Raw genomic sequence first — 21,231 nt, 5'->3', positions numbered from 1 at the left:
GGTAATGTGTTTTTCTTTACCAAGTTAGCTGAGGCCATGCCTGCGGAAAGCGCGTATGTTTTCACGGTGCGGCGATGATACTCCTATTGATAACCAGATTATTCGTATTTTGAGTAAAGAAGTTGTGTTTTGTCCCAGCCTCGCTAATGATTTAATTCTCTTCAGGCTGTTCTAATTCTTGTTTATCCTGATCTCTTGGAACGGCACGGTATACTAGAAAAGCCAAGATAACGGCAATAATTGAAATAGCAAAAGCAATGAAATAGACTAGCTCTACTCCAGCTACCATTGCATCACTAATTGTACCTGGGTCATCTGGGTTTTTAGATTGACCTAAAAAATGATTTTGTCTTGCATTTAAAATGCTAATGAAGACAGAAACACCGATGGCACCTGCTACTGGCTGTAAGGTCGTCATTACTGAGGTACCATGCGGATATAATCGTTTTGGAAGTTGATTTAAACCGTTTGTTTCAGCAGGCATCATAATAGCTGATACCGTAAGCATCAATAGAATATACCCAATAATAATCATCCATGGTTCTGTATCAGCATGAAGTCTACTCATCATAAACATTGTTCCACTTAATACAATCGAAGCAGGTATCATTAATAATCTTGGACCGAATTTATCAAATAGATGCCCCATAACAGGTGACATAAGTCCATTCAGAATGCTTCCAGGTAAAAGTAATAAGCCAGCTGTAGCCGCTGATAATGCTAACGGGCCTTGCATGAACACAGGTAATATGATTTCTGACGAAAACATAGTCATCATAATGATTAGAAACATCAATATTCCATGTGTAAACATCGGATATTTAAAAACACGTAAATCCATGACTGGATCTTTTAATTTAAATTGTCTTAATGAGAAGAACGTGATTCCTATTACACCAAGGATAATAAATGTGTAGACATTAGGACTTAAAAAGCCAGCCTCTCCTTTTCCTGCTGAGCTAAATCCATAAACTAGTGAACCAAAACCAATTGTTGAATACACAAGTGATCGTACGTCAACTTTTGGTTTAGTAACTTCTGATACATTTACTAAATATCTATAAGCAAATGCAACAGAAAATAAAGCAAATGGAATGACACAAATAAATAAGAAACGCCATCCGAGATATTCTACGATGATCCCTGACAATGTTGGCCCTATTGCTGGCGCAAACATAATAACCAGACCGACAAGCCCCATCACCTTTCCACGTCTATGTGGAGGAAACACAAGTAAAAATACGTTGAAAATGACTGGCATTAATAAACCTGTACCAGCTGCTTGAATAAGCCTTCCCGTTAATAAGATCGGAAAGGTTGGTGCTAATGCACATATTGTTGTTCCCAACGTAAACACAAGCATTGTTCCTAGAAATAATTGCCGTGTTGAAAACCATTGTAATAATATAGCTGAGGCAGGAATAACGATTCCCATAACAAGCATAAATCCTGTAGCCATCCACTGAACGGTTGGTAAAGATACATGAAATTCCCCCATTAATGTGGTTAAAGCGATATTTAATAACGTTTCGTTTAGGATGGCAAAAAAAGCACCAATAATTAACGATAACATGATCGGCATAACCTTAAAATTAGGATCATCAGCTAAATATTCATAATTTGTACCGTTATTTTTATTCAATTTGAAGCTCCTTTCTAATAAATATCTCGCACTTTATCTAGCAACTATAGCAGGAGAGGCTTGGCTAACCTGAAAATTACAAAAATTACCAACAAAAAAGAGAGAGAAGAATTCCCTCCCCATTTTCTTTATCGTTTTATTGAAACAGGTAGACCAATCCCGATAGATGCCACACAAATAGCATGTTATTTAGTTAAACAAGTAATTCGGAATTGATCATTCATCATTTCAGTAAAACCCCCGTTCATTAGATGAGTGTTCAAAGAACATTCACTATAAGTAAAATAATACTAACATGCAGCTTTGACATAAGCAAGGATTCAATAATTAATTTTTATTTATATTTGTGTAATAAACCTACATCGCTATCCGCCCATTATGGGAAATACGAATAGCAAATTAGACGATTGCCCCATATAGTGAAGGGAAAGATTTTTTAGAGGAGGAGATTTTTTATGTATCCTTATAACGATGAACACGCATATAACGATGACCAAAGAGTATTTAACCTACCTAATATAAGTGAAATAATCGGTCCTGTTTTTCCTGGTGGCGGACCTCCTGGACCACCCGGATTTCCTGGGGGGCCTGGCGGAGGACCTCCTGGACTGCCTGGATTCCCTGGGGGGCCTGGCGGAGGACCTCCTGGACCGCCCGGGTTCCCTGGAGGGCCTGGTCAAGCACCAACATCACCGCCCCCATCATTTGTGCCACAAAAAACACAGGCAAAGACCTTTGCAATTGATCCAGGCGGAATTCGCTTCTGCTTATACCGGTACACGTATATCTGGTTAAGACGAGATTCCTTTTGGTTTTATCCAACTTTTGTAGGTAGAAACTCTATAGCTGGCTTCCGATGGACTGGGTTTGGATGGGTATACTTTGGTATTGATCTAGACCGAATTGAATCATTCCAGTGCTTTTAACACAGTATAACTAAATTGACACTTTAAATTGTGTGGGGGGTTAGTTTATCCCCCACTGATTATTAGTAACACAAGGTTCTGACTTAAAGGCCTTTGAACAAACTAGACATTTACTGGAATTCGATCCCTCATTTACCAAATATCACTTTTTATTTATTACTGGAATTGGGTCTTACTACAGTTATATGTGGATAAATTAGCTCTTCTTTATTTAGCCTGTGTATAATTTAAAAATAAAAAACTTCCCAATAGCAAGTCATCTAGTTGACCATCTAAAGAGAAGTTTATTTGGATACTATCAATCAACAACGATATAGGTTGCCTTAATTGGACCATGAACACCCACAATTAAGTTCATCTCAATATCAGCACTATTACTAGGTCCAGAAACAAAACTTACACAAGAAGGCACGTCTTCTCCTTGTATAGTAGCTTCGTGAAGCCGTTTAGCAGCCTGAGTCATCCTTGGCACAATTGTATTTTTCGGTATTATAGCAATATATGTTTTCGGCAGCAGACTAATAGATCTCCCATTATTCTTATTATTTAATAAGGTTATAGTTGCAGACTCTGCCAATGTTATATCACTAAAAGAGATACCTACATCCGCCCGCTCCGCAATTCTTTGATTTTCTTCACCTATCGTATGATCCCATATATGAACATCTAGTTCTTGATTAAACTGTTCATATATCTCGTCCAAACCGTAAATTTTGTTGCGCTTATCATTTGAAGCTATAATCGATTTCCCTTCATAACGATTAATTGTCTCCTTTAACACATTAGCTAATTTATTCCGCTCTGTTTGAATAAAATCCGTATGAATGACGTTACATTGTTCCTGTAAAACAAGAATAAGGTCTTCCGTCGAATATCCGTTTAACACCTCATATTGTGGTTGAACGCTATAGGTTGGTCTTATCACTTCATCTGTTCGGCGAGGACGTCCAAGGTTATTAGCTAGATTATTTAAAAACTTATCTCGATTATGGATTGCCATTATGCCTCACCTTCTTTCTGACGATTACTCCACCAAGCGCGAAACGATTGTTTGGGGGGCGCTGGAAAATCTCTAACATTTGTCCATCCTTTTAATGGTCCAGGGCCATTTTCGATATTTTCATCTTTAGTCCAAGGCCGCAATGCTGTTCGAGCCATTTTCGTACTTAATTTATATGCCGCTGGATTAGATGCCCATTGGGCAAATCCCTTCATCATGACTTTTTCCGCTAATGGGGATTTCTTTTCCTTTTCCACTATAATTTGACGATGACGAATTAACTGCTCATGAAGCGGTATCTTGACTGGACAGGCCTCTGTACAAGCTGCGCAAAGCGACGACGCGTATGGCAATTCCTTGTGATTTTCATAACCATCCAGTAATGGTGTTAGTACAGCACCAATTGGACCAGGATAAATCGAATTGTATGCGTGTCCACCAACATGACGATAAACCGGACAAACGTTAATACATGCAGCACAACGAATACAGTGTAACGCCGATTGAAACTCGGTTCCTAATATTTTCGATCGTCCATTATCAACAATAACCAAATGATAGTCATCTGGTCCATCAATTTCACCCTCAATCCTAGCGCCGGTATATGAAGTGACATAACTAGTTAACTTCTGACCGACAGCAGCCCTTGTAAGTAAACTAACTAGTACCTCCATATCTTCCCATGTTGGGACGATTCGTTCCATTCCCATTACCGTAATTTGTGTATCGGGAAGGGCCGTTACCATTCGAGCATTACCTTCATTAGTTACTAGTGTGATAGCACCTGATTCTGCGATCGCAAAATTACAGCCTGTAATTCCTACATCTGCGGAAAGAAAATCCCTTCGCAGCTGTTCACGTGCGAAGGCTGCTAATTCTTCAGGTGAATCTGATTTATCATAACCACGTTTCTTTATAAAGGTTTCGCGAATTTGTTCTTTATTTTTATGCAATGCAGGTGTAACTATATGTGATGGTGGATCTTCGTCTAATTGCAGGATCCACTCTCCTAAATCTGACTCAACTACCTCTACCCCTATCTTGTCTAAGCTATGATTCAGACCAATCTCTTCAGTAACCATTGATTTCGACTTGACAACTTTTTTTGCTTTCTTCTTTTTCACCACATTTTCAATGTAGTCATTTGCTTCATCTGCTGTTTCTGCAAAAAATACATTTCCACCGCGTTTAGCCACTTGGTCACTTAACTGCTGCAAATAATAATCAATGTTTTCTAACGTATGTGTACGAATTTCCGAACCAAGCTGCCTCCATTCTTCCCAATTACCAAGCTCTTCTGCTTGTGACAACCGGCCTGATCGAAAACGTCCTTGGGCAGAAGAAACAGCTTGACGCATAAAATCATTTTCGATTCCCTTATTAATACGATCTTTATACGAAGCATCTCCAATTTTTATACTCATGCTATTCCTCCCCCTTGCTCATGCGTATTTAAAATTTCTGTAATATGAACTACTTTCACGTCCTTCCCCTCTCGCCGCATTCTTCCACCAATATTCATTAGACAACCCATATCTCCGCCGACTAGATATTCAGCTTTTGTTTCTGAAACATGCCGCGATTTCTCTTTTACCATTTCTCCAGAGATTTCAGGGTTTTTAACTGCGAATGTCCCACCAAAGCCACAACAGTCCTCTTTAACCGGTAGTTCAATAAACTCCACACCCTTAACGTTTTTTAAGAGTGTTTGCGGGGCATCCTTCGCTCCTAATAACCTCGTCATGTGGCAAGATGGATGGTAGGTAACTTTTCCTTTAAATGTTGAACCCAAGTCTGTTACACCTAAAACTTCTACCAAAAATTGAGTGATTTCATAGCTCTTGTGAGCTAGTTCAATGGCTGTTTGTTCCCATTCTGGATCTCCCTTAAAAATAGCAGGATATTCTTTAAGCATACCGACACAAGAACCTGACGGGCCTACAACATACTGCGAATCTTTGAATGCTCGCATCATTTGTTTCATTGATTTTTTTGCTTCTTGCAAATAGCCGCTATTATAAGCAGGCTGACCACAGCATGTCTGGGCGGCAGGGAAATCTACTTCACATCCCACTCTTTCTAGAATTTCTACCGTGTTTTTACCAACATCAGCAAAGATAATATCACTTACACAAGTAATGAATAATGATACTCTCATTATCTTTCACCTCTAACTATTTTCTCTATGACCGAGGCTATTCTTAATCCAAATCAAGATTTTTAAATAACAGTTTTTCGACCTTCTCTAAATGATCATACATATAATCTCTGGCTCTATCAGGCTGTCTGTTCTTTATTGCTTGATAAATTCGTTCATGCTCTGCTAATAATGCATCTGCTCGATCTTCCGAATAAAGCAGAAGACGACGTGCCTCACGAATTGTCTCGGACATCAATTCAGAAACACTTCCCATTAAGTTTATTAACAGATCCATGTGTGTAGCTTGTGCAATAGCTATATGAAAATCAGTATCAGCACTTTCTGCTAAGACATCATTTCCCTTTGCATTTCTCATCACATCTAATGCTTTTTGCATTTGGATTAGATTAGCTTCCTGATAACTGCTAGCAGCAAAACCTGCTGTACCTACTTCAAGAATCTTTCGGACCTGGTACAATTCTTTTACATCGTTTTGTTTCATTAAAAATGCAGTACTTACTGGTAAGGTAAATCGCTTAGGATCAAACGTTTTTACATATGTCCCCTCACCTTGATGCATCTCAACTAGACCCATTGACCGCAAACCGCTTAGTGCTTCACGTATCGCTGACCGCCCCACATCAAAATTTTTCGCTAGTTGTTCAACCGAGTCTAGCTTATCACCTGGCTTTAATTGACCACTTTTAATCATATCTATTAAAGAATCAGCTACTTGCTCGTAGATTTTCTTAGTTTTTATACGTTTATATTCCATGCTTTCAGCTCCTCATCATTTGAACCCATTTTACTGGATAGCTATGCTTTTGAAAAGCTGACCAAGCTAGATATAAGGTAATGTTAGAACAATTGAAGCATGATAAAACTAGCGGCACCCACTAGTAACCCATAGATGATTGCTGGTGCCAATGTTTTTCGTATTATTTCTCCTTCTTTCCCTGATAATCCAACAACAGCACTGGCTGCAACGACATTATGAACACAGATCATATTACCAGCTCCAGCTCCAATTACTTGCGCTGCAAGGACAGCGTTTACATCTAATCCAACCTGATTTGCTACATTGAATTGGATCGGAGAAAATGTAAGCGTTGAAACAGTTGCACTACCAGTAATAAACGCTCCGAGTTCACCTAAAAATGGTGCTACTAAAAACCAAATAGACCCAAGTGAACTCGCAAATGATTCTGCTATATATTGTGGCATGCTCACTAAATCATTTACATTTAAGCCAGAGTTTGTAAACACATGAACCATCGCAAGCGTCGTTATTAATGATATTGCTGTCGTTTTCATCGTTGATAAGGATTGCTTGGAAGCATCCATAAAGGTTCGAAGTTTATTACGATGAATAATAACAGATAGCATTGCCGCAATAGCTAGGATTGTCCCTGGCGAATACAAGAACTCCCAACTTGACTCAATTCCCGCTATTCCAAAAATAGTCGTCCACGAGAGATCAATCGCCGTTCGTGTAAATTCTGTTAGCCAAGGTACGATACGAGTTAGTAATAATAAAGCTACAACGATGATGTACGGAAACCATGCAGCAACTATACCCATTTCTGACTTCTTAGTAGAAGGTTCAAATCCTTCTTGTAACGCATCCTGCCATTTATTTTTCGGCAATAACCACCCTTTTTTAGCTGTTAAAGTAGCTACTATTAATGCGGTCAATGACGCTAAAATTGCTACAAATTCCTGCCCAAATGTTACAGCATATAATAAGGCAGATCCTGTATAGGTTATACCTATGAGCAATGTCCATGGCAACATAGGAAATGCATCCTTGAAACCTTTACCTTTTCCAAAAAATACAGTCATAATCACGATTAACATAAACGGGATAAAGGTTCCCGCAAATATATCAAGTGTTGTTATCTTTATTCCTATCTCTTGAAAGAAGGTAGAATTCGCGTTCGGGATATTACTTAACCCCACAGCTACAGGAGTTCCCACAGCACCAAATGCTACGGCAGAACTATCTGCAATTAAAGCTAAGGTTGCTGCTGCCAACGGCTGAAATCCTAATGCTATCATCAATGGCCCTGTTACCATCGCTGGAGTCCCAAATCCTGCTGCCCCTTCAATAAGAGATCCAAACAAAAAAGCCACGATAATAACCTGCACGCGCATATCCCCAGAGATGTTTTGAAAACCTTGATTAATCCGATCAACTGCCCCAGTATTTCGTAGTGTATTTAATAACACTAATGCACCAAATAAGATCCATAAGATCGTAAGCGTTTTATGTGTCCCCTGAAGGATAGAAGAAATAATAATCTTCCCTTCCATTCCCCATACAGAAATCGCAAACAATATAACGATGAGTGCACTCCATGTCATCCCTTTAGTAGCTGGAAATCGTAAAATAACAAGAAAAATAAACGGTGCAATGATTGCACTTAATGCAACTAGTAAATACATCAAACCCCTCTCTCCCAATAAAGCGATTACATTACACAACTAGTAATAAGGTCATCTGATGACCTTATTACTAGTTTACTTAATATTTGATAGGGATTCAATGTTTTTTTGTCACGATAACACGATTTTGCACTTTTAAAGCCTAGTCTTTCCCATTTAACGGGAAAAATTAGGCCTATGATCTTCTACCACCGCTTCTTTCATATTATTTTTATTGTAACCAAGAGTATTACTGTTTGATTGTTTCCCCAGTATAGCGAGATTGAGGTCTGAATAAGACGTTATTTTCTGATTGCTCTAGAATATGTGCCGTCCAACCAACGACTCGACTTGCGGTAAATGTTGGAGTAAATAAAGCAGGTGGCATATCAATAGCTTTCATAATAGCTGCTGCATAAAATTCGACGTTCGTATATAAAGATCGACCAGGCTTTAACTTATTTAATACACTAATCGCTGTTTCTTCGATATCAATAGCTAAGTCTAACCATTGATCTTCTCCTAACATTTGTAATAGAACTTTTTTCAGGGAAATAGCTCTAGGATCCTTCGTCTTATATACACGATGTCCAAACCCCATTAGTCGTTCGCCATTCATCACTTTTTCAGAAATTACTTTTATTGCGCTCTGGCTAGCTGCGATTTCATCTAATAAAGAAATCACTCCCATAGGAGCCCCTCCGTGTAATGGACCTTTCATTGTTCCAATAGCAGATGTTAAGCTAGATACCATATCAGATTCAGTCGATGCGGTTACTCTAGCTGAGAAAGTAGAGGCATTTAAACCATGCTCAAGTGTAAGTAACATGTAAGTTTCAAGTGCCTCGACATGCACTTTTGGAGGAACAGCTCCAGTTAACATAAAGAGGTAATATTCAACATGGTTAAGCTCTTTAGCTGCATTCTCATCAAAGCTCTTGTTTTCTAGTACACTCTTTCTGTATCCAATGATTGATGGCATCAGTGCTGTTAAGGTAATCGCTTGATCGATGGTAGGCTTCCAAGTCATGTTATTGTTACCCATGCTGGAAATCGTTGTTCGGATAACGCTCATCATGTCCATATTGACTGGAAGGGAGTGAATCATTTTTTTTACATAGGTTGGTAGTTTTCTATTGGACTTAAATTGCTCGGAAAGTTGATGTAATTGTTGTGAGTTAGGCAAGCTTCCATACCATAACAAATAAGCGGTTTCTTCAAATGTTTGCTTTTGAACAAGTTCTTTAACATCATATCCTCTATAAATAAGCTTCCCATTTTGCCCATCAATGTGACTAATAGCTGTTTCTATACAAGTAATCCCTTTTAAACCGTGATAAATCATTTTCTCAACTCCCTTTCTTTTCTTACTTTTATTGTATAAAATAAAATCAATCCAGAAAATTAATTATATTTAAATATAATGATTAATTTTATTAATCAAAGGGGGCAATTATGGAATTTTCTTGGATAAATACGTTTGTCACCGTTGCAGAACAGCAGAACTTTCGGAAAGCTGCCGAAGTCCTGTATATTTCGCAGCCGTCTGTTACGGTTCATATTAAACAATTGGAAAAAGAGCTTGGTATTCTATTATTTAACCGAACAAATAAAAGGGTAAGTCTTACAGAAGAAGGTAGATGTTATTTAGAAACTGCTCGGAAGCTCCTTAAGGTTTATCAAGAAGGAGGTAAAAAGTTACATTCGATGGCACAAGGATATAAATCGACCTTTCGAATGGCGATCTCACCACTCATTGCTGATACGATTTTGCCGTATGTTCTAAAGCAGTATTTATTAAAGCATAGCAATATCGAGATTTCCGTTATCATATTAGAGTCTAGAGATATTGAGGAAGTAGTCATAAACGAGGAGGTCGATATTGGGCTTTCATGCATGCAAAGCTTTAACCCCCAATTAACAAATGAAATCATCTATGAAGATGAAGTTATTTTAGTGGCACCACATGATGGAATGGACCCTGAATTTGCTCCTCCAATCACGGAAGAAGAGCTATTTAACCAATATCATTTGCTTACGCACAATCACCCAGAGTATTGGGAGAAGCTGTTAAAAAGAATAACGTATATGCATCCATCAGCAAAAACGATGAAAGTTTCCCAAGTTCATATTACAAAAAGATTTATTGAAGAAGGTTTAGGAGTCTCTTTTATTCCCAGATCAACGGTAAGAAGAGAATTATTAGAAGGAAGATTACTTGAAGTGCAATCAGATTTAAGCACATCTCTAAAGGCGAATACGTATGCCATCGTAAAATATCAGCATACTTTAGAAAAAGAGTTTTTGCGTTTTCTAACCTATTATAGGTATATATAGGTTTGATGGTTGTGCATTGAAATAATTTTTAGGCATGGTTTACATCTAAACTCCATTATATTATATACGTTCATTATTATGATGAAACATCACCAAAAAGCCCTTGCCATGATGAGCAAGGACTTCTTTATTATTTATCAACTTTTTTACGCATCTCCCGCTGCCAAATCAACCCTTGTTCAAGCGCCATCGTTCGTGCAATTCGTGGTGCACTCCATAAAGGTGGAAGTAAAAGCAGTGATACTGGAACAGCAGTAATAACAATAGAGTTTTGGATAGAAGTAACACTATCCTCTCCAATCGTTAAGATTGCTATTGTAGTTGCACCAAATATAAGAGCCCAAAACACGCGTAGCCAGCGCTTAGGATGATCATTCCCTGTTATTGTAGCCGCAACGGTATAAGACATCGTATCAGCTGTTGTTGCTACAAATATAATGGATACGATAAGGAAACCAACCCCCATATACATTCCAAACGGCAACTGATCTGTAATAGCCATAACCGCTGCAGGCATACCGCCTTCATTCAAAGCATCTGAAATGGAGCCTGGAACTTTATTTTCGAAATAAACACCTGTTCCTCCAACAATCGAAAACCAAAAATTATTAACGATGGGCGCAACGATAGAAACAGCGATAATTAATTCACGAATGGTTCTTCCACGAGAAATTCTACTAATAAACACAATCAGCATTGGTGCATACCCAATAAACCAGCCCCAGAAGAATATGGTCCAAAAGGACAACCAGCCCTCATCCCCACGAAACATGGTCATTGAAAAGAAATTCTGTAAATGTAAGCCTGTTCCTCCAACAAAAGCATCTATAATAAACATAGTTGGTCCAATAACGAGTACGATTAATGCTAAGAATATGGTAAAACCAACATTATAGCGGCTTAATGTTAGAATTCCTCTATCTACTCCAGTTGCTGCGGAGATAGCTGCAACAAACACTAAAACAATGATTACTATGATACTTACCGACAACGTATTCGGTATACCAAATAAGTGATTAAGACCGTAGGCAATTTGTAAGCCCAAAAACCCCAAAGGCCCTAATGTCCCTGCAACTGTTGCAAAAATAGAAAAAACATCAGCGGCAGAACCAATTAGGCTTTTTTGATATATCCGTTCTCCAAAAATCGGATATAATAATCCACGTGGCTTTAGCGGAAAACCTTTGCTGTAATGTACATACATCATAACGATTACAGCTAGTGTACCTAGAATCGCCCAAGCTAAAAATCCCCAGTGCATAAAGGATTGTGCAAAGGCCGCATACATATTATTAAATTCGCCACCACCGAATAAAGGTGGGGTTGTCATATAATGATACATTGGTTCTGATGCTGCCCAAAAAACACCACCACTTGCCAATAATGTAACCAGAATCATAGCTACCCATTTAAAATAGCTATATTTGGGCTCATCCTGTTTACCTAGTTTAACCTTCCCATACTTTGAAAAGGCAAGTGCTAAACCAATAAAGAAATTACCCAATAATAAAAGCTGCCAATAGGCACCAAATAGATCTGAAGAATACGTAAATAAAGTATTTACTGTATTTCCTACAGCATCTTTATTCCAAAGAGACAGCAGAATAAATAAAATTAATAATCCTCCACTAATGATAAATACCGGCCAATCCAATTTCGTGTTCTTTTTTGAATCCACGTTTTTCCTCCTAATATTATAGGAGCAAGTGCCTGTAATATTTTGCTTATCATTTGTCATTAAAGACCGTTGGATGGATAATAATTATTGCACGATATATGGAAGCAATAATCATGACAAAAACCCACCAGCTTGCTCAATTTTAAACACAGTTGTTGATTATAGGTTTCCACATGAAGTTTGTCAATTATTCATGAACTTGGTAGGTAATTTGCATAGCAAGACTCTTTGGTACATGCATTAAATTATATGAATGTGTTTATTGCTTCATAATCTCGTCAACCGTAGATTCAACCTCATCGCGAGTCATTTTTTCCTGCCCTTTTTCTAGCGCCTTTAATGTCTTATTAGCCAATGCTAAAGGAATCTTACAGAACAGGAGAATATGACGTGTCTTGATATCCTTTATGTACGTCTCTGCATGCCCTAGATTTTTCTTTGCATAAGTAAACATATCAGCACGACTCCAGCCATCGGGAATAAATTGCACACCACGCTGTGCATCTTCCTCTTGATTTCTAAGCATATTTACCGCCTGTAATCCTCTCCCATAGCCAATTGCCAAATCTTGATCCGTTTCTGTTTGATCGTACCAATACCATATGTCTGATAACATCACACCAACTAAACCCGCCACATAGTACGTATAATCATCTAGGTCATCTTTTGTTTTGATAATCCAATTCTTCTCAGTCCAGTCTGCCATACCAAGTGACATAATACTTGTTGACGTTTTTATTTTTGCAACAATATCTTCTGGGCATACTTTCAACCAGTCACCAAGCCGTAATGTAACCTCTGGGAGCACCGATTGATATGGACCGAGTAACTTAAGATAAGCTTCCTCGTCGAATCGATCTGCAGCCAATAACTTTCCAGTAGCTCGTAACAGATACTGTTTTGTTTCCGAATCTAATTGTTCATGGTCTTCTATTTCATCTACTGCTCTCATGCATAAGTATGCAGATCCGACCGTCTTTTTTAACACAGGTTTTAATAACGTAATTGGTATATAAAAGGTCCTGCTCGTTTCCTTAAGAGCACGCATGGCATCCTTTTGTAAATTTCCTTCTTTACGCAACAATGGTTCCTCCTTCAAGTCTATGAGGTAATAAAGTGAAACTTCAATCAGTAAGGGTTTTATTATCCCACTGATGGTTAATACCACAAGGGTATGACCTAAAGGCCCTTGAATTAATCGGACATTTACTGGCAATCGATCTCCCACTTACCAATATTAGTTTCACTTTAGCTTAAAGTGGGGGCTTACTGCCAGTTATAGTTGGGATAACTAAAGTATATCAAAAAAATAGGATTATTTCTTTTGTCGTACTTAGGTAACAAAAATTCGCAAAATACACCCCAATCTTGTAACCATGTATTCCTTGTCAATTGAAGAAATTGGGATTACTATTGTATAGGAAAACGTTTAAGCATGACTTCGTATCTTCAAATTAGAAAGGCGTCATAGAATGGACAAACGCGTATATTTATTAACTATTATTTCTTTCGTTGTGGGAATGGTTGAATTAATTATTGGTGGTATATTAGACCTCGTAGCTAACGATTTAAACGTAAGTCTAGGAAAGGCTGGACTTTTAATTACAATATTTTCTCTAGTTTTTGCCATTTCCGCTCCAATACTGCTTATTGCCACAGCTAAAATAGAACGAAAACAATTAACATTAATTGCATTACTTATATTTTTAATAGGAAATTTAATAGCCGTTTTTAGCCCTATTTATAGTATGCTCTTTATTGGTAGGATTATTTCAGCAGCAAGTGGGTCGCTACTTATTATATTGTGCTTAACCATTGCTGCAAACATTGGCGATGATAAGTACCGTGGTCGAGCCATCGGGATTGTCTCTATGGGTGTTAGTGGTTCATTAGTATTAGGTGTGCCGATCGGGCTTGTCCTTGGAAATATGTTCGGTTGGAGAGCTCCTTTTGTCTTCATTGTTTTACTATCACTACTGTCTATGATCGGCGTTTATTATTTCATGGAAAAAGTGGAGCCCAAACCACAAGTGTCACTGAAAAAACAAATTCATTCGCTCAAAGAGAGTAAAATCTTACTTGGTCACGCCACTACCTTTTTATATATGGCAGGGCATACGATCTTATACGCTTACCTAACACCATTTGTAAAAGACACCATGCATTTGGGTGGCAACTGGCTAAGCATCATTTATCTTATTTTTGGAATCGCCGCTGTAAGCGGTGGAGGTATTGGTGGTGCATTCTCAGATCAATTTGGTTCGAAAAAAACCATTATATCAACACTTGTTATATTTGCTTTATCCCTGTTAACTATTCCCTTTACAACCTCCATCTTCGCTGTATTTTTAGTTGTCATGATAGTCTGGGGCATGATGAGTTGGGCAATCACACCGGCATTACAAAGCTACCTTATTGAATCAGCACCGGAAACTTCTGATATTCAGCAAAGTCTCAATAACTCTGCATTGCATTTTGGTATTGCATTTGGCTCCTTAGTTGGCGGAATAGTTATCGAACAAGCATCTGTACAGCAAAATGCAGCAATAGGTGGCATCTTCGTCATCCTATCACTTGGTACGATTCTAGTCTCAATGACGAAATCTCAGAAAAGAAGCTATGCCTAAGCCTTTTATATTATTCACCAGACTAACCTAAAGGGTCCCAACATACTTACCTATGTAGGACCCTTTTTGCTACTTTCGAGCTAAGACTCGATTTACCACTACTTCAAATTCATCTGGTTTATGAAATTCAATTGGTGAAAAGCCTTTATCAAAACTAATTTGATCTGCTTCAATCATTAACATATATTTTCCGTTCACTTTAGCCAAGTGCAATGTTTCTCCAAAATCAGAAAGGTGTGCTTTAATTGCAACATGGTCAAGCTTCATCTTCAGTTCAGCATCAGGTGTTTGCTCTACTATTTGCGCAGACGCCTCCACCACCTGCTCTGTTGTTAATCGTTCCTGTATCTCCCGTTCTGGAGTAACAGCCCATTCTTCAATAGCTTCTTCAAATTGTTCTTTTTCTTCACTTTCTTCAGGGAATGTCTCCTTAATATGTTCCTGAACCATTCCTATTACTTGTGTCTTCATGATTTCTGGCATGGATTTTTCATAAGACACAAATGGGAGAAAGTCCTCAAAATAACGCGCATGAGATGCTTGATGAACCTTAATCTCTGCCGCGTCCATCATCCCTTCCTCTGGCATAAATGGATATTGAATCGACTTCATATTTTTCGTCGTAATTGCCATTTCAACATTCTCTACTAGGGTTTCCTCATCAGTAATAGTTGCTACTTTCGGTTCAAAATCACATTTCATAATGAAAACAAACGGGTCATCGAAGAACTTGGTCAATTTTGCAGAAGCTATTAACAACGCTCCCCCTCTTACAGCGCTTGTATCCATATACATTTGGGCAATTTGATCAGCCGCCTCTCGAAAATCTTCGGTTGACGCAGAACTTCTCACTTTTTGAAATAAGTTATAATTTGGATTAGAGGTTAATTCATGGCCGGGCTCAACAATAAACCTACCAATCTTTGTTGGAGCGTTTTCTGATTTCGCATGCCGCTCCACTTTCCGTTTGGTAATTCTGGTTAACTCTCCATCTAAAAAATCCTTAAGAGGATTATTATCATATCTATCCTTATCCAATGTCTGAAAGTGCTTTGATCGCTTATCCTCGCCATCCACATGAATAAGATAAAAGGATAAATAATTTATTGAAAACTCCATTTAATCACCTATCTCTTTCTCTGCCTTCCTAAGTATAAAAAGACAATAGAGAGGCGTCAATGAATATAAAATGAAACTTCATTCCGTGGGGGTTTTGTTACCCCTCACGGATGATTAGTACACAAGGGTATGACCTAAAGGCCCTTGAACCAATCGGACATTTACTGGCAGTCCCTCCACCTTTATTTCTTGAAGTGGAGTTTTACTGCCAGTTATATGTGGGACAAATAGCATCATTTGTTATTTTTTCGAAATAAAGCAATAGAAACAATACCAAGACCAAGACCAATTGCTCCCCCAGCTTCTAAATGACCAAACAACATTCCAATGCCTGCACCTAGCAATAAACAAGTAACAAACGTTAATCCGGCTGTTGCATCGCTCATACCATACACCTCCATCACTGACCTACCTTAGACTCAGTTTATTCGCACGACGTAACAAAAGTTAATGAAGTTACAGAATTCCAACTTATTTAAAAGAAAGCTGGGTACTTAGAAAAAACTACTCTGAAGAAAAGAATATGATGACGAAAAAACCACATCTTGAAAAAACGTAACTTTTCTATGCGTACAAAAAATTGACTATTGCTATAGTTCAGTATTCGTGTTTAAATAGCTATTAAACAAAAACGATGAGGTGATGAAGTGGGAAACACGGTTTCTATCGGTCTATTAGGATTAGGAGTAGTCGGTTCAGGAGTCATAAAACTTATTGAAAGTCATCAGGAAGAGCTTATTCACCAACTAGGTTGTGAGGTTAATGTAAAAAGCGTATTAATTCGTAACCTTGAAAAAGCTCGTAATGTAGAAATAGATCGAACGTTTCTCACTACGAATCCTGATGACATAATTAATGACCCGGATATCGATGTAATAGTAGAAGTAATGGGTGGAATTGACGAAACATATCATCATATTTTACAAGCTTTTGCTGCAAAAAAACATGTTGTTACGGCAAATAAAGACCTTGTTGCTTTACATGGCACAGCACTAGAAAAAGCAGCAAGACAAAACAAATGTGATTTCTATTATGAGGCAAGTGTTGCTGGTGGTATTCCCATTTTGAGAGGAATTTCCGACGGACTATCATCTGATCGAATTCAAAAGGTAATGGGAATAGTCAACGGAACTACCAACTACATTCTAACAAAAATGAGCAACGAAGGTGTTTCCTACGAAAATGCATTAATGGAGGCACAAGAACTTGGATTTGCTGAGGCAGATCCAACAGCCGATGTAGAAGGTTTAGATGCGGCTAGAAAAATGGCGATTTTAGGAAGACTAGCATTTTCTACAGATATTGCTCTCGAAGATGTAGAAGTATCTGGTATTAAAAACCTAGAATTGGCTGACCTTCAATATGGTGAAAAATTTGGCTATACTATGAAATTAATTGGCTATGCTCAATGCTCGGATCAACAAATAGAAGTAAGTGTTCAGCCGACACTACTTTCAAAAGAACATCCGTTAGCAGATGTAAAAAATGAATATAACGCTGTTTATGTGTATGGTGAAGCAGTTGGTGAAACAATGTTCTATGGGCCAGGAGCGGGAAGTCTGCCAACCGCAACAGCTGTCGTTTCTGATCTTGTAACGGTAATTAAGAATATGCGCCTCGGTGTATGTGGTAAACACTCACTTGAAGCAAGATTTGAAAAACATTTACGAAGTTCTGACCAACGTTCTGGACAGTATTATTTACGAATACATGTCAAGGATCGGGTAGGTGCTTTTTCTGAGATATCTACATTATTTAACGACCTAAATATTAGCTTTAAGCGGATTCTTCAGACACCAATTAAAAAACGGGAGTTGGCTGAGATCATTGTTGTTACACATCACACTACGCTTCATAATTTTCAAGATGCGCTAAATCAACTGCACAATTTAGATGTGGTACTGCAGATAAAAAGCTATTATAAAGTGGAAGGAGATGCAGCACATGAATTGGCCGGGACTACTAAAAAATTATAAGGAGTTACTACCTATAACAGAAAACACACCAGCTTTAACATTACATGAAGGCAATACACCATTAATTCATTTCTCTACATTGTCTAAAGAGCTTGGAATAGAACTTTATGGCAAAATTGAAGGCGTTAATCCGACCGGTTCTTTTAAGGATAGGGGAATGGTTATGGCCGTAGCAAAAGCGGTTGAAGAAGGTAGTACGTCAATCATCTGTGCATCGACTGGAAATACCTCAGCTTCTGCAGCTGCTTATGCAGCAAAAGCAGGAATTAAAGCAATTATTGTGATTCCTAAAGGAAAAGTTGCATTAGGAAAATTAGCACAAGCGATTATGTACGGTGCGGAGATTGTGGAAATTGATGGAAACTTTGATGAAGCACTAGCAATGGTACGAAAATTAAGCGAGTCATCTCCTGTTACATTAGTCAACTCTGTTAATCCATATCGCTTAGAAGGTCAAAAAACAGCGGCCTTTGAGGTATGCGACCAACTTGGAACTGCTCCTGATATTCTTTCCATACCAGTAGGCAATGCAGGAAATATTAGTGCATATTGGAAAGGGTTTAAAGAATATAACGATATAGAACAGTCAGGTCTCCCAAAAATGTTTGGCTTTGAAGCAGAGGGAGCGGCTGCTATTGTTCAAAACAAAGTGATTCCACATCCTGAAACTGTAGCCACGGCCATACGGATTGGGAACCCGGCTAGTTGGAAGCTAGCAGAGGAAGCAAGGGATGAATCAAAAGGTATCATAAACTCCGTAACGGATGATGAAATCGTAGCAGCTTTCAAAAAACTAGCAGCAAGTGAAGGTGTTTTTGTTGAGCCAGGGTCATGTGCATCTATTGCCGGACTAATTAAACAATGCAAAAAGGGAGTTATTAAAGAGGGGAGTAAAGTGGTTGCAGTTCTTACAGGAAACGGATTAAAAGATCCACAAACTGCAATTGACCAATTAACGATTAACCCTGTTTCACTACCTAATGATGAAAAAACAGTTATGGAGTATTTAGAAAACAAGGTGCAAATATGAATGGCTTTACCATTTCTGTACCGGCAAGTTCTGCAAATATAGGGCCAGGCTTTGACTCGCTAGGTTTATCCCTAGGTCTATATTTAACATTATCTGTAGAGAAGCATAGTCATTGGGAAATCCAGCACCAATCACTTCTATTACCTGACTTTGAAAGCTATGATAAGCATTTTATCTATCAGATTGCAAAAGAAACAGCACATCACTATGGAAAGCAACTGCCACCTTGCAAAGTTACCATCGATAGCTCTATACCATTAGCTCGCGGTCTTGGAAGTAGTGCATCTGCAGTAATTGCTGGCATCGAGCTTGCTAATCAACTGTGCCGCCTACAATTATCGCTACTCGACAAATTAATGCTAGCTACAGAAAAAGAAGGGCATCCTGATAATGTTGCAGCCTCATTAGTAGGAGGTCTTGTAGTAACAGCCTCAACTGCAAATGATAAAATTAACTATTATAAATGGAACAGTCTAAACATAGATATTATTACAGTTATTCCAGATACAGAATTAAAAACGGAAGCCTCAAGAAGCGTACTACCTGAGCATTTCACTAGGAAATATGCAGCAAGTGCTAGTAGTATTTGTAATCTATTTATTGTTGCGCTCACTTCCCATGATTATCATTTAGCAGGAGAAATGATGGAAAATGACCTTTTTCATGAGCCATTTCGTGCTACCCTAATTCCAAAATATACAGAGATCAAAAAGGCAGCGAGAAGTCTTGGAAACTATGGAACTGTGATTAGCGGAGCTGGACCAACAATGCTAGTATTTGCTCCAAAGGGTAAGGGGCAGTCCATCGCAGGTGAATTACAGGGTCAATTTTCTTCCTATAACATTTGCCAAGTGAATATCGACACCCAAGGCATGAAGGTAACATCAGGAAAAGAAGAAGTTGCGGAAAATTGATTCTGCAACTTCTTTTGCTCGTGATTTGCTGTTATTTTCAATGCTTTTTTGCTTATTAAATACTACCCTATTTGCCTAATAGTGCAACCATCAAAGCCTTTTGTGCATGCAGACGATTCTCAGCTTGTTGGAAGACAACAGAATGTACTCCATCAATTACATCAGCAGATACTTCCTCACCGCGATGAGCTGGCAAACAATGCATAAATATTACATCCGATTTGGCAAGCGAAAGTAGACTTCGATTAACTTGATAGCCTGTAAATGCTATTTCTCGTTTTTGTTGTTCTTCTTCCTGGCCCATACTCGCCCATACATCTGTATAAATTACATCAGCTTGCTGAACCGCGTCTTCAGGGCAATCGGAAATTTCTAAAACCGCTCCAGATTCAGAACCAATTCGCTTTGCATTTATAACCACATCAGCATCAGGTTGATAATTTTTCGGTGAAGCAATTGAGAGGCGCATTCCCATTGTTGCCGCACCAATCAAAAGCGAATGCGCCATATTATTCCCATCACCAATATACGCTATTTTAACACCATTTAACTGACCCTTTAACTCTTTTATTGTTTGGAAATCAGCTAAAACCTGACAAGGATGATATAAATCCGTTAATCCATTAATAACAGGGATGCTAGCTTTCTCTGCTAGCAATTCAATTGTTGATTGTGAATATGTTCGAATCATTATACCGTCCACATAAGATGACAACACTTGAGCTGTATCTGTAATTGATTCACCTCTCCCTATCTGGATATCATTGGAACTTAAAAATATACCACTCCCCCCTAATTGATAGATTCCTGCTTCAAAAGAAACTCTCGTTCTCGTAGATGCTTTATCAAATATCATGCCAAGTATTTTTCCTTCTAGATAATGATGGGGAATTCCTTTCCTACGTTCATACTTTAGATTCTCTGCTAAATCTAATAAACTATTAATCTGTTCCTCCGTATAATCAGCTAATGTTAAAAAATTCCGACCATGTAATTCATGAAACTTTGCTGTCGCTCGTTTTATTCCCACTCCCAATTACATCTCCACCTTCCAAATCGTATATGAATTATTATGCAATAAAAAGAATAAATATACAATACGTTTTTCTATTTCGGACCAAAAATAAAAAACAAACGCCATATAAAGTGAAACTTCAATCAGTTGGGGTTTTTGTTTATCCCCACGGATGGTTAGTACGAGAAGGGTGTGACCTAAAGGCCTCGGACATTTACTGGCAGTTGATCCCACACTTACCCATATTGGATTCACTTTATTGTTTGAAGTCGGAGTCTTACTGCCAGTTATATGCAGGTAAGAAAAACGGAGCAAAATTCGCTCATTCCTTATCACTAAATGCTCAGATTTACGCTTCCTCTAGTAGCTATTATGGAATAATAGCTACTGCTTGCTTGACCAC

21 protein-coding genes are annotated in these 21,231 nt (G+C 38.3%); 9 read left to right on the top strand and 12 right to left on the bottom strand.

The window, feature by feature from the left end:
- Window positions 1-151: 151 nt before the first annotated feature.
- Entirely contained in the window at window positions 152-1,582 is a 1,431-nt protein-coding gene (locus Q1A47_RS11210) for an MDR family MFS transporter (RefSeq protein WP_121605845.1), read from the bottom strand.
- Window positions 1,583-1,702: 120 nt separating this feature from the next.
- Here Q1A47_RS11210 and Q1A47_RS11205 point away from each other — a divergent pair, with 120 nt between their 5' ends.
- Together Q1A47_RS11205 and Q1A47_RS11200 are read left to right on the top strand one after the other, a co-directional pair.
- Complete coding sequence (locus Q1A47_RS11205; RefSeq protein ID WP_161629285.1) at window positions 1,703-1,858, top strand: hypothetical protein; 156 nt, start codon at window positions 1,703-1,705, stop codon at window positions 1,856-1,858.
- A 239-nt stretch (window positions 1,859-2,097) separates the two neighbouring features.
- Complete coding sequence (locus Q1A47_RS11200; RefSeq protein ID WP_026682460.1) at window positions 2,098-2,568, top strand: hypothetical protein; 471 nt, start codon at window positions 2,098-2,100, stop codon at window positions 2,566-2,568.
- A gap of 298 nt (window positions 2,569-2,866) precedes the next feature.
- Here the strand turns inward: Q1A47_RS11200 and Q1A47_RS11195 are convergent, their stop codons facing one another.
- From Q1A47_RS11195 to Q1A47_RS11170, 6 genes are all read right to left on the bottom strand, one after another.
- The gene (locus Q1A47_RS11195; RefSeq protein ID WP_026682459.1) at window positions 2,867-3,568 is read right to left on the bottom strand and encodes a lactate utilization protein C; all 702 of its coding nucleotides are present in this window, start codon (window positions 3,566-3,568) and stop codon (window positions 2,867-2,869) included.
- Window positions 3,568-4,992: a LutB/LldF family L-lactate oxidation iron-sulfur protein gene (locus Q1A47_RS11190; protein WP_166530440.1), complete on the bottom strand. Its 1,425-nt coding sequence runs from the start codon at window positions 4,990-4,992 to the stop codon at window positions 3,568-3,570. The genes Q1A47_RS11195 and Q1A47_RS11190 overlap by 1 nt, the downstream gene beginning before the upstream one ends.
- Window positions 4,989-5,726, bottom strand: coding sequence for a (Fe-S)-binding protein (locus Q1A47_RS11185; protein ID WP_026682457.1), 738 nt, complete (start codon window positions 5,724-5,726; stop codon window positions 4,989-4,991). The genes Q1A47_RS11190 and Q1A47_RS11185 overlap by 4 nt, the downstream gene beginning before the upstream one ends.
- Before the next feature lie 43 nt (window positions 5,727-5,769).
- The gene (locus Q1A47_RS11180) at window positions 5,770-6,483 is read right to left on the bottom strand and encodes a FadR/GntR family transcriptional regulator (protein WP_026682456.1); all 714 of its coding nucleotides are present in this window, start codon (window positions 6,481-6,483) and stop codon (window positions 5,770-5,772) included.
- A gap of 83 nt (window positions 6,484-6,566) precedes the next feature.
- On the bottom strand, window positions 6,567-8,153 hold the full coding sequence (locus Q1A47_RS11175; RefSeq protein ID WP_026682455.1) for an L-lactate permease: 1,587 nt from the start codon (window positions 8,151-8,153) through the stop codon (window positions 6,567-6,569).
- Between the two features lie 229 nt (window positions 8,154-8,382).
- Window positions 8,383-9,477 (bottom strand): citrate synthase/methylcitrate synthase, encoded by a 1,095-nt coding sequence (locus Q1A47_RS11170; protein WP_166530439.1) that lies wholly within the window; start codon window positions 9,475-9,477, stop codon window positions 8,383-8,385.
- 110 nt (window positions 9,478-9,587) lie between these two features.
- Between Q1A47_RS11170 and Q1A47_RS11165 the strand changes: the two genes are divergently transcribed.
- Window positions 9,588-10,469 (top strand): LysR family transcriptional regulator, encoded by an 882-nt coding sequence (locus Q1A47_RS11165; protein WP_166530438.1) that lies wholly within the window; start codon window positions 9,588-9,590, stop codon window positions 10,467-10,469.
- Window positions 10,470-10,599: 130 nt separating this feature from the next.
- Here the strand turns inward: Q1A47_RS11165 and Q1A47_RS11160 are convergent, their stop codons facing one another.
- Together Q1A47_RS11160 and Q1A47_RS11155 are read right to left on the bottom strand one after the other, a co-directional pair.
- The gene (locus tag Q1A47_RS11160) at window positions 10,600-12,147 is read right to left on the bottom strand and encodes a BCCT family transporter (RefSeq protein ID WP_026682452.1); all 1,548 of its coding nucleotides are present in this window, start codon (window positions 12,145-12,147) and stop codon (window positions 10,600-10,602) included.
- A 259-nt stretch (window positions 12,148-12,406) separates the two neighbouring features.
- A complete protein-coding gene (locus Q1A47_RS11155) occupies window positions 12,407-13,228 on the bottom strand; it encodes a squalene/phytoene synthase family protein (protein WP_026682451.1) in 822 nt (273 codons plus the stop codon).
- 391 nt (window positions 13,229-13,619) lie between these two features.
- On the opposite strand from Q1A47_RS11155, the gene Q1A47_RS11150 reads away from it, so the two are divergent.
- Window positions 13,620-14,774 (top strand): MFS transporter, encoded by a 1,155-nt coding sequence (locus Q1A47_RS11150; RefSeq protein WP_026682450.1) that lies wholly within the window; start codon window positions 13,620-13,622, stop codon window positions 14,772-14,774.
- Between the two features lie 69 nt (window positions 14,775-14,843).
- Here Q1A47_RS11150 and Q1A47_RS11145 read toward each other — a convergent pair whose 3' ends face one another.
- The gene (locus Q1A47_RS11145) at window positions 14,844-15,893 is read right to left on the bottom strand and encodes a DUF3900 domain-containing protein (protein WP_121604420.1); all 1,050 of its coding nucleotides are present in this window, start codon (window positions 15,891-15,893) and stop codon (window positions 14,844-14,846) included.
- 110 nt (window positions 15,894-16,003) lie between these two features.
- On the opposite strand from Q1A47_RS11145, the gene Q1A47_RS11140 reads away from it, so the two are divergent.
- Entirely contained in the window at window positions 16,004-16,150 is a 147-nt protein-coding gene (locus Q1A47_RS11140) for a hypothetical protein (protein ID WP_205389487.1), read from the top strand.
- Here the strand turns inward: Q1A47_RS11140 and Q1A47_RS11135 are convergent.
- The gene (locus Q1A47_RS11135; RefSeq protein ID WP_161629284.1) at window positions 16,127-16,279 is read right to left on the bottom strand and encodes a hypothetical protein; all 153 of its coding nucleotides are present in this window, start codon (window positions 16,277-16,279) and stop codon (window positions 16,127-16,129) included. The two genes, Q1A47_RS11140 and Q1A47_RS11135, sit on opposite strands and share 24 nt — an antisense overlap.
- Window positions 16,280-16,540: 261 nt before the next feature.
- On the opposite strand from Q1A47_RS11135, the gene Q1A47_RS11130 reads away from it, so the two are divergent.
- Genes Q1A47_RS11130 through thrB form a run of 3 tightly spaced genes read left to right on the top strand, consistent with a single transcriptional unit; the run spans window position 16,541 to window position 19,813 of the window.
- Window positions 16,541-17,869 (top strand): homoserine dehydrogenase, encoded by a 1,329-nt coding sequence (locus Q1A47_RS11130; RefSeq protein WP_121604419.1) that lies wholly within the window; start codon window positions 16,541-16,543, stop codon window positions 17,867-17,869.
- Window positions 17,838-18,899: a threonine synthase gene (gene thrC, locus Q1A47_RS11125; RefSeq protein WP_026682447.1), complete on the top strand. Its 1,062-nt coding sequence runs from the start codon at window positions 17,838-17,840 to the stop codon at window positions 18,897-18,899. Before Q1A47_RS11130 ends, thrC begins: the two co-directional genes overlap by 32 nt.
- Window positions 18,896-19,813 (top strand): homoserine kinase, encoded by a 918-nt coding sequence (gene thrB, locus Q1A47_RS11120; protein WP_121604418.1) that lies wholly within the window; start codon window positions 18,896-18,898, stop codon window positions 19,811-19,813. Before thrC ends, thrB begins: the two co-directional genes overlap by 4 nt.
- Before the next feature lie 67 nt (window positions 19,814-19,880).
- On the opposite strand, the gene argF is transcribed toward thrB, so the two are convergent.
- Window positions 19,881-20,849: an ornithine carbamoyltransferase gene (gene argF / locus Q1A47_RS11115; protein WP_051388417.1), complete on the bottom strand. Its 969-nt coding sequence runs from the start codon at window positions 20,847-20,849 to the stop codon at window positions 19,881-19,883.
- A gap of 110 nt (window positions 20,850-20,959) precedes the next feature.
- On the opposite strand from argF, the gene Q1A47_RS11110 reads away from it, so the two are divergent.
- The coding region (locus Q1A47_RS11110; protein ID WP_299632209.1) for a hypothetical protein at window positions 20,960-21,231 on the top strand (272 nt) is incomplete at its 3' end.

Origin of the sequence: uncultured Virgibacillus sp. (assembly GCF_947495635.1) — a bacterium.
GTDB classification, from domain to species: Bacteria; Bacillota; Bacilli; order Bacillales; family Amphibacillaceae; genus Virgibacillus; species Virgibacillus salarius.
Note: the sequence above shows the minus strand (reverse complement) of the source record. Positions and strands in the feature narration are given on the sequence as shown.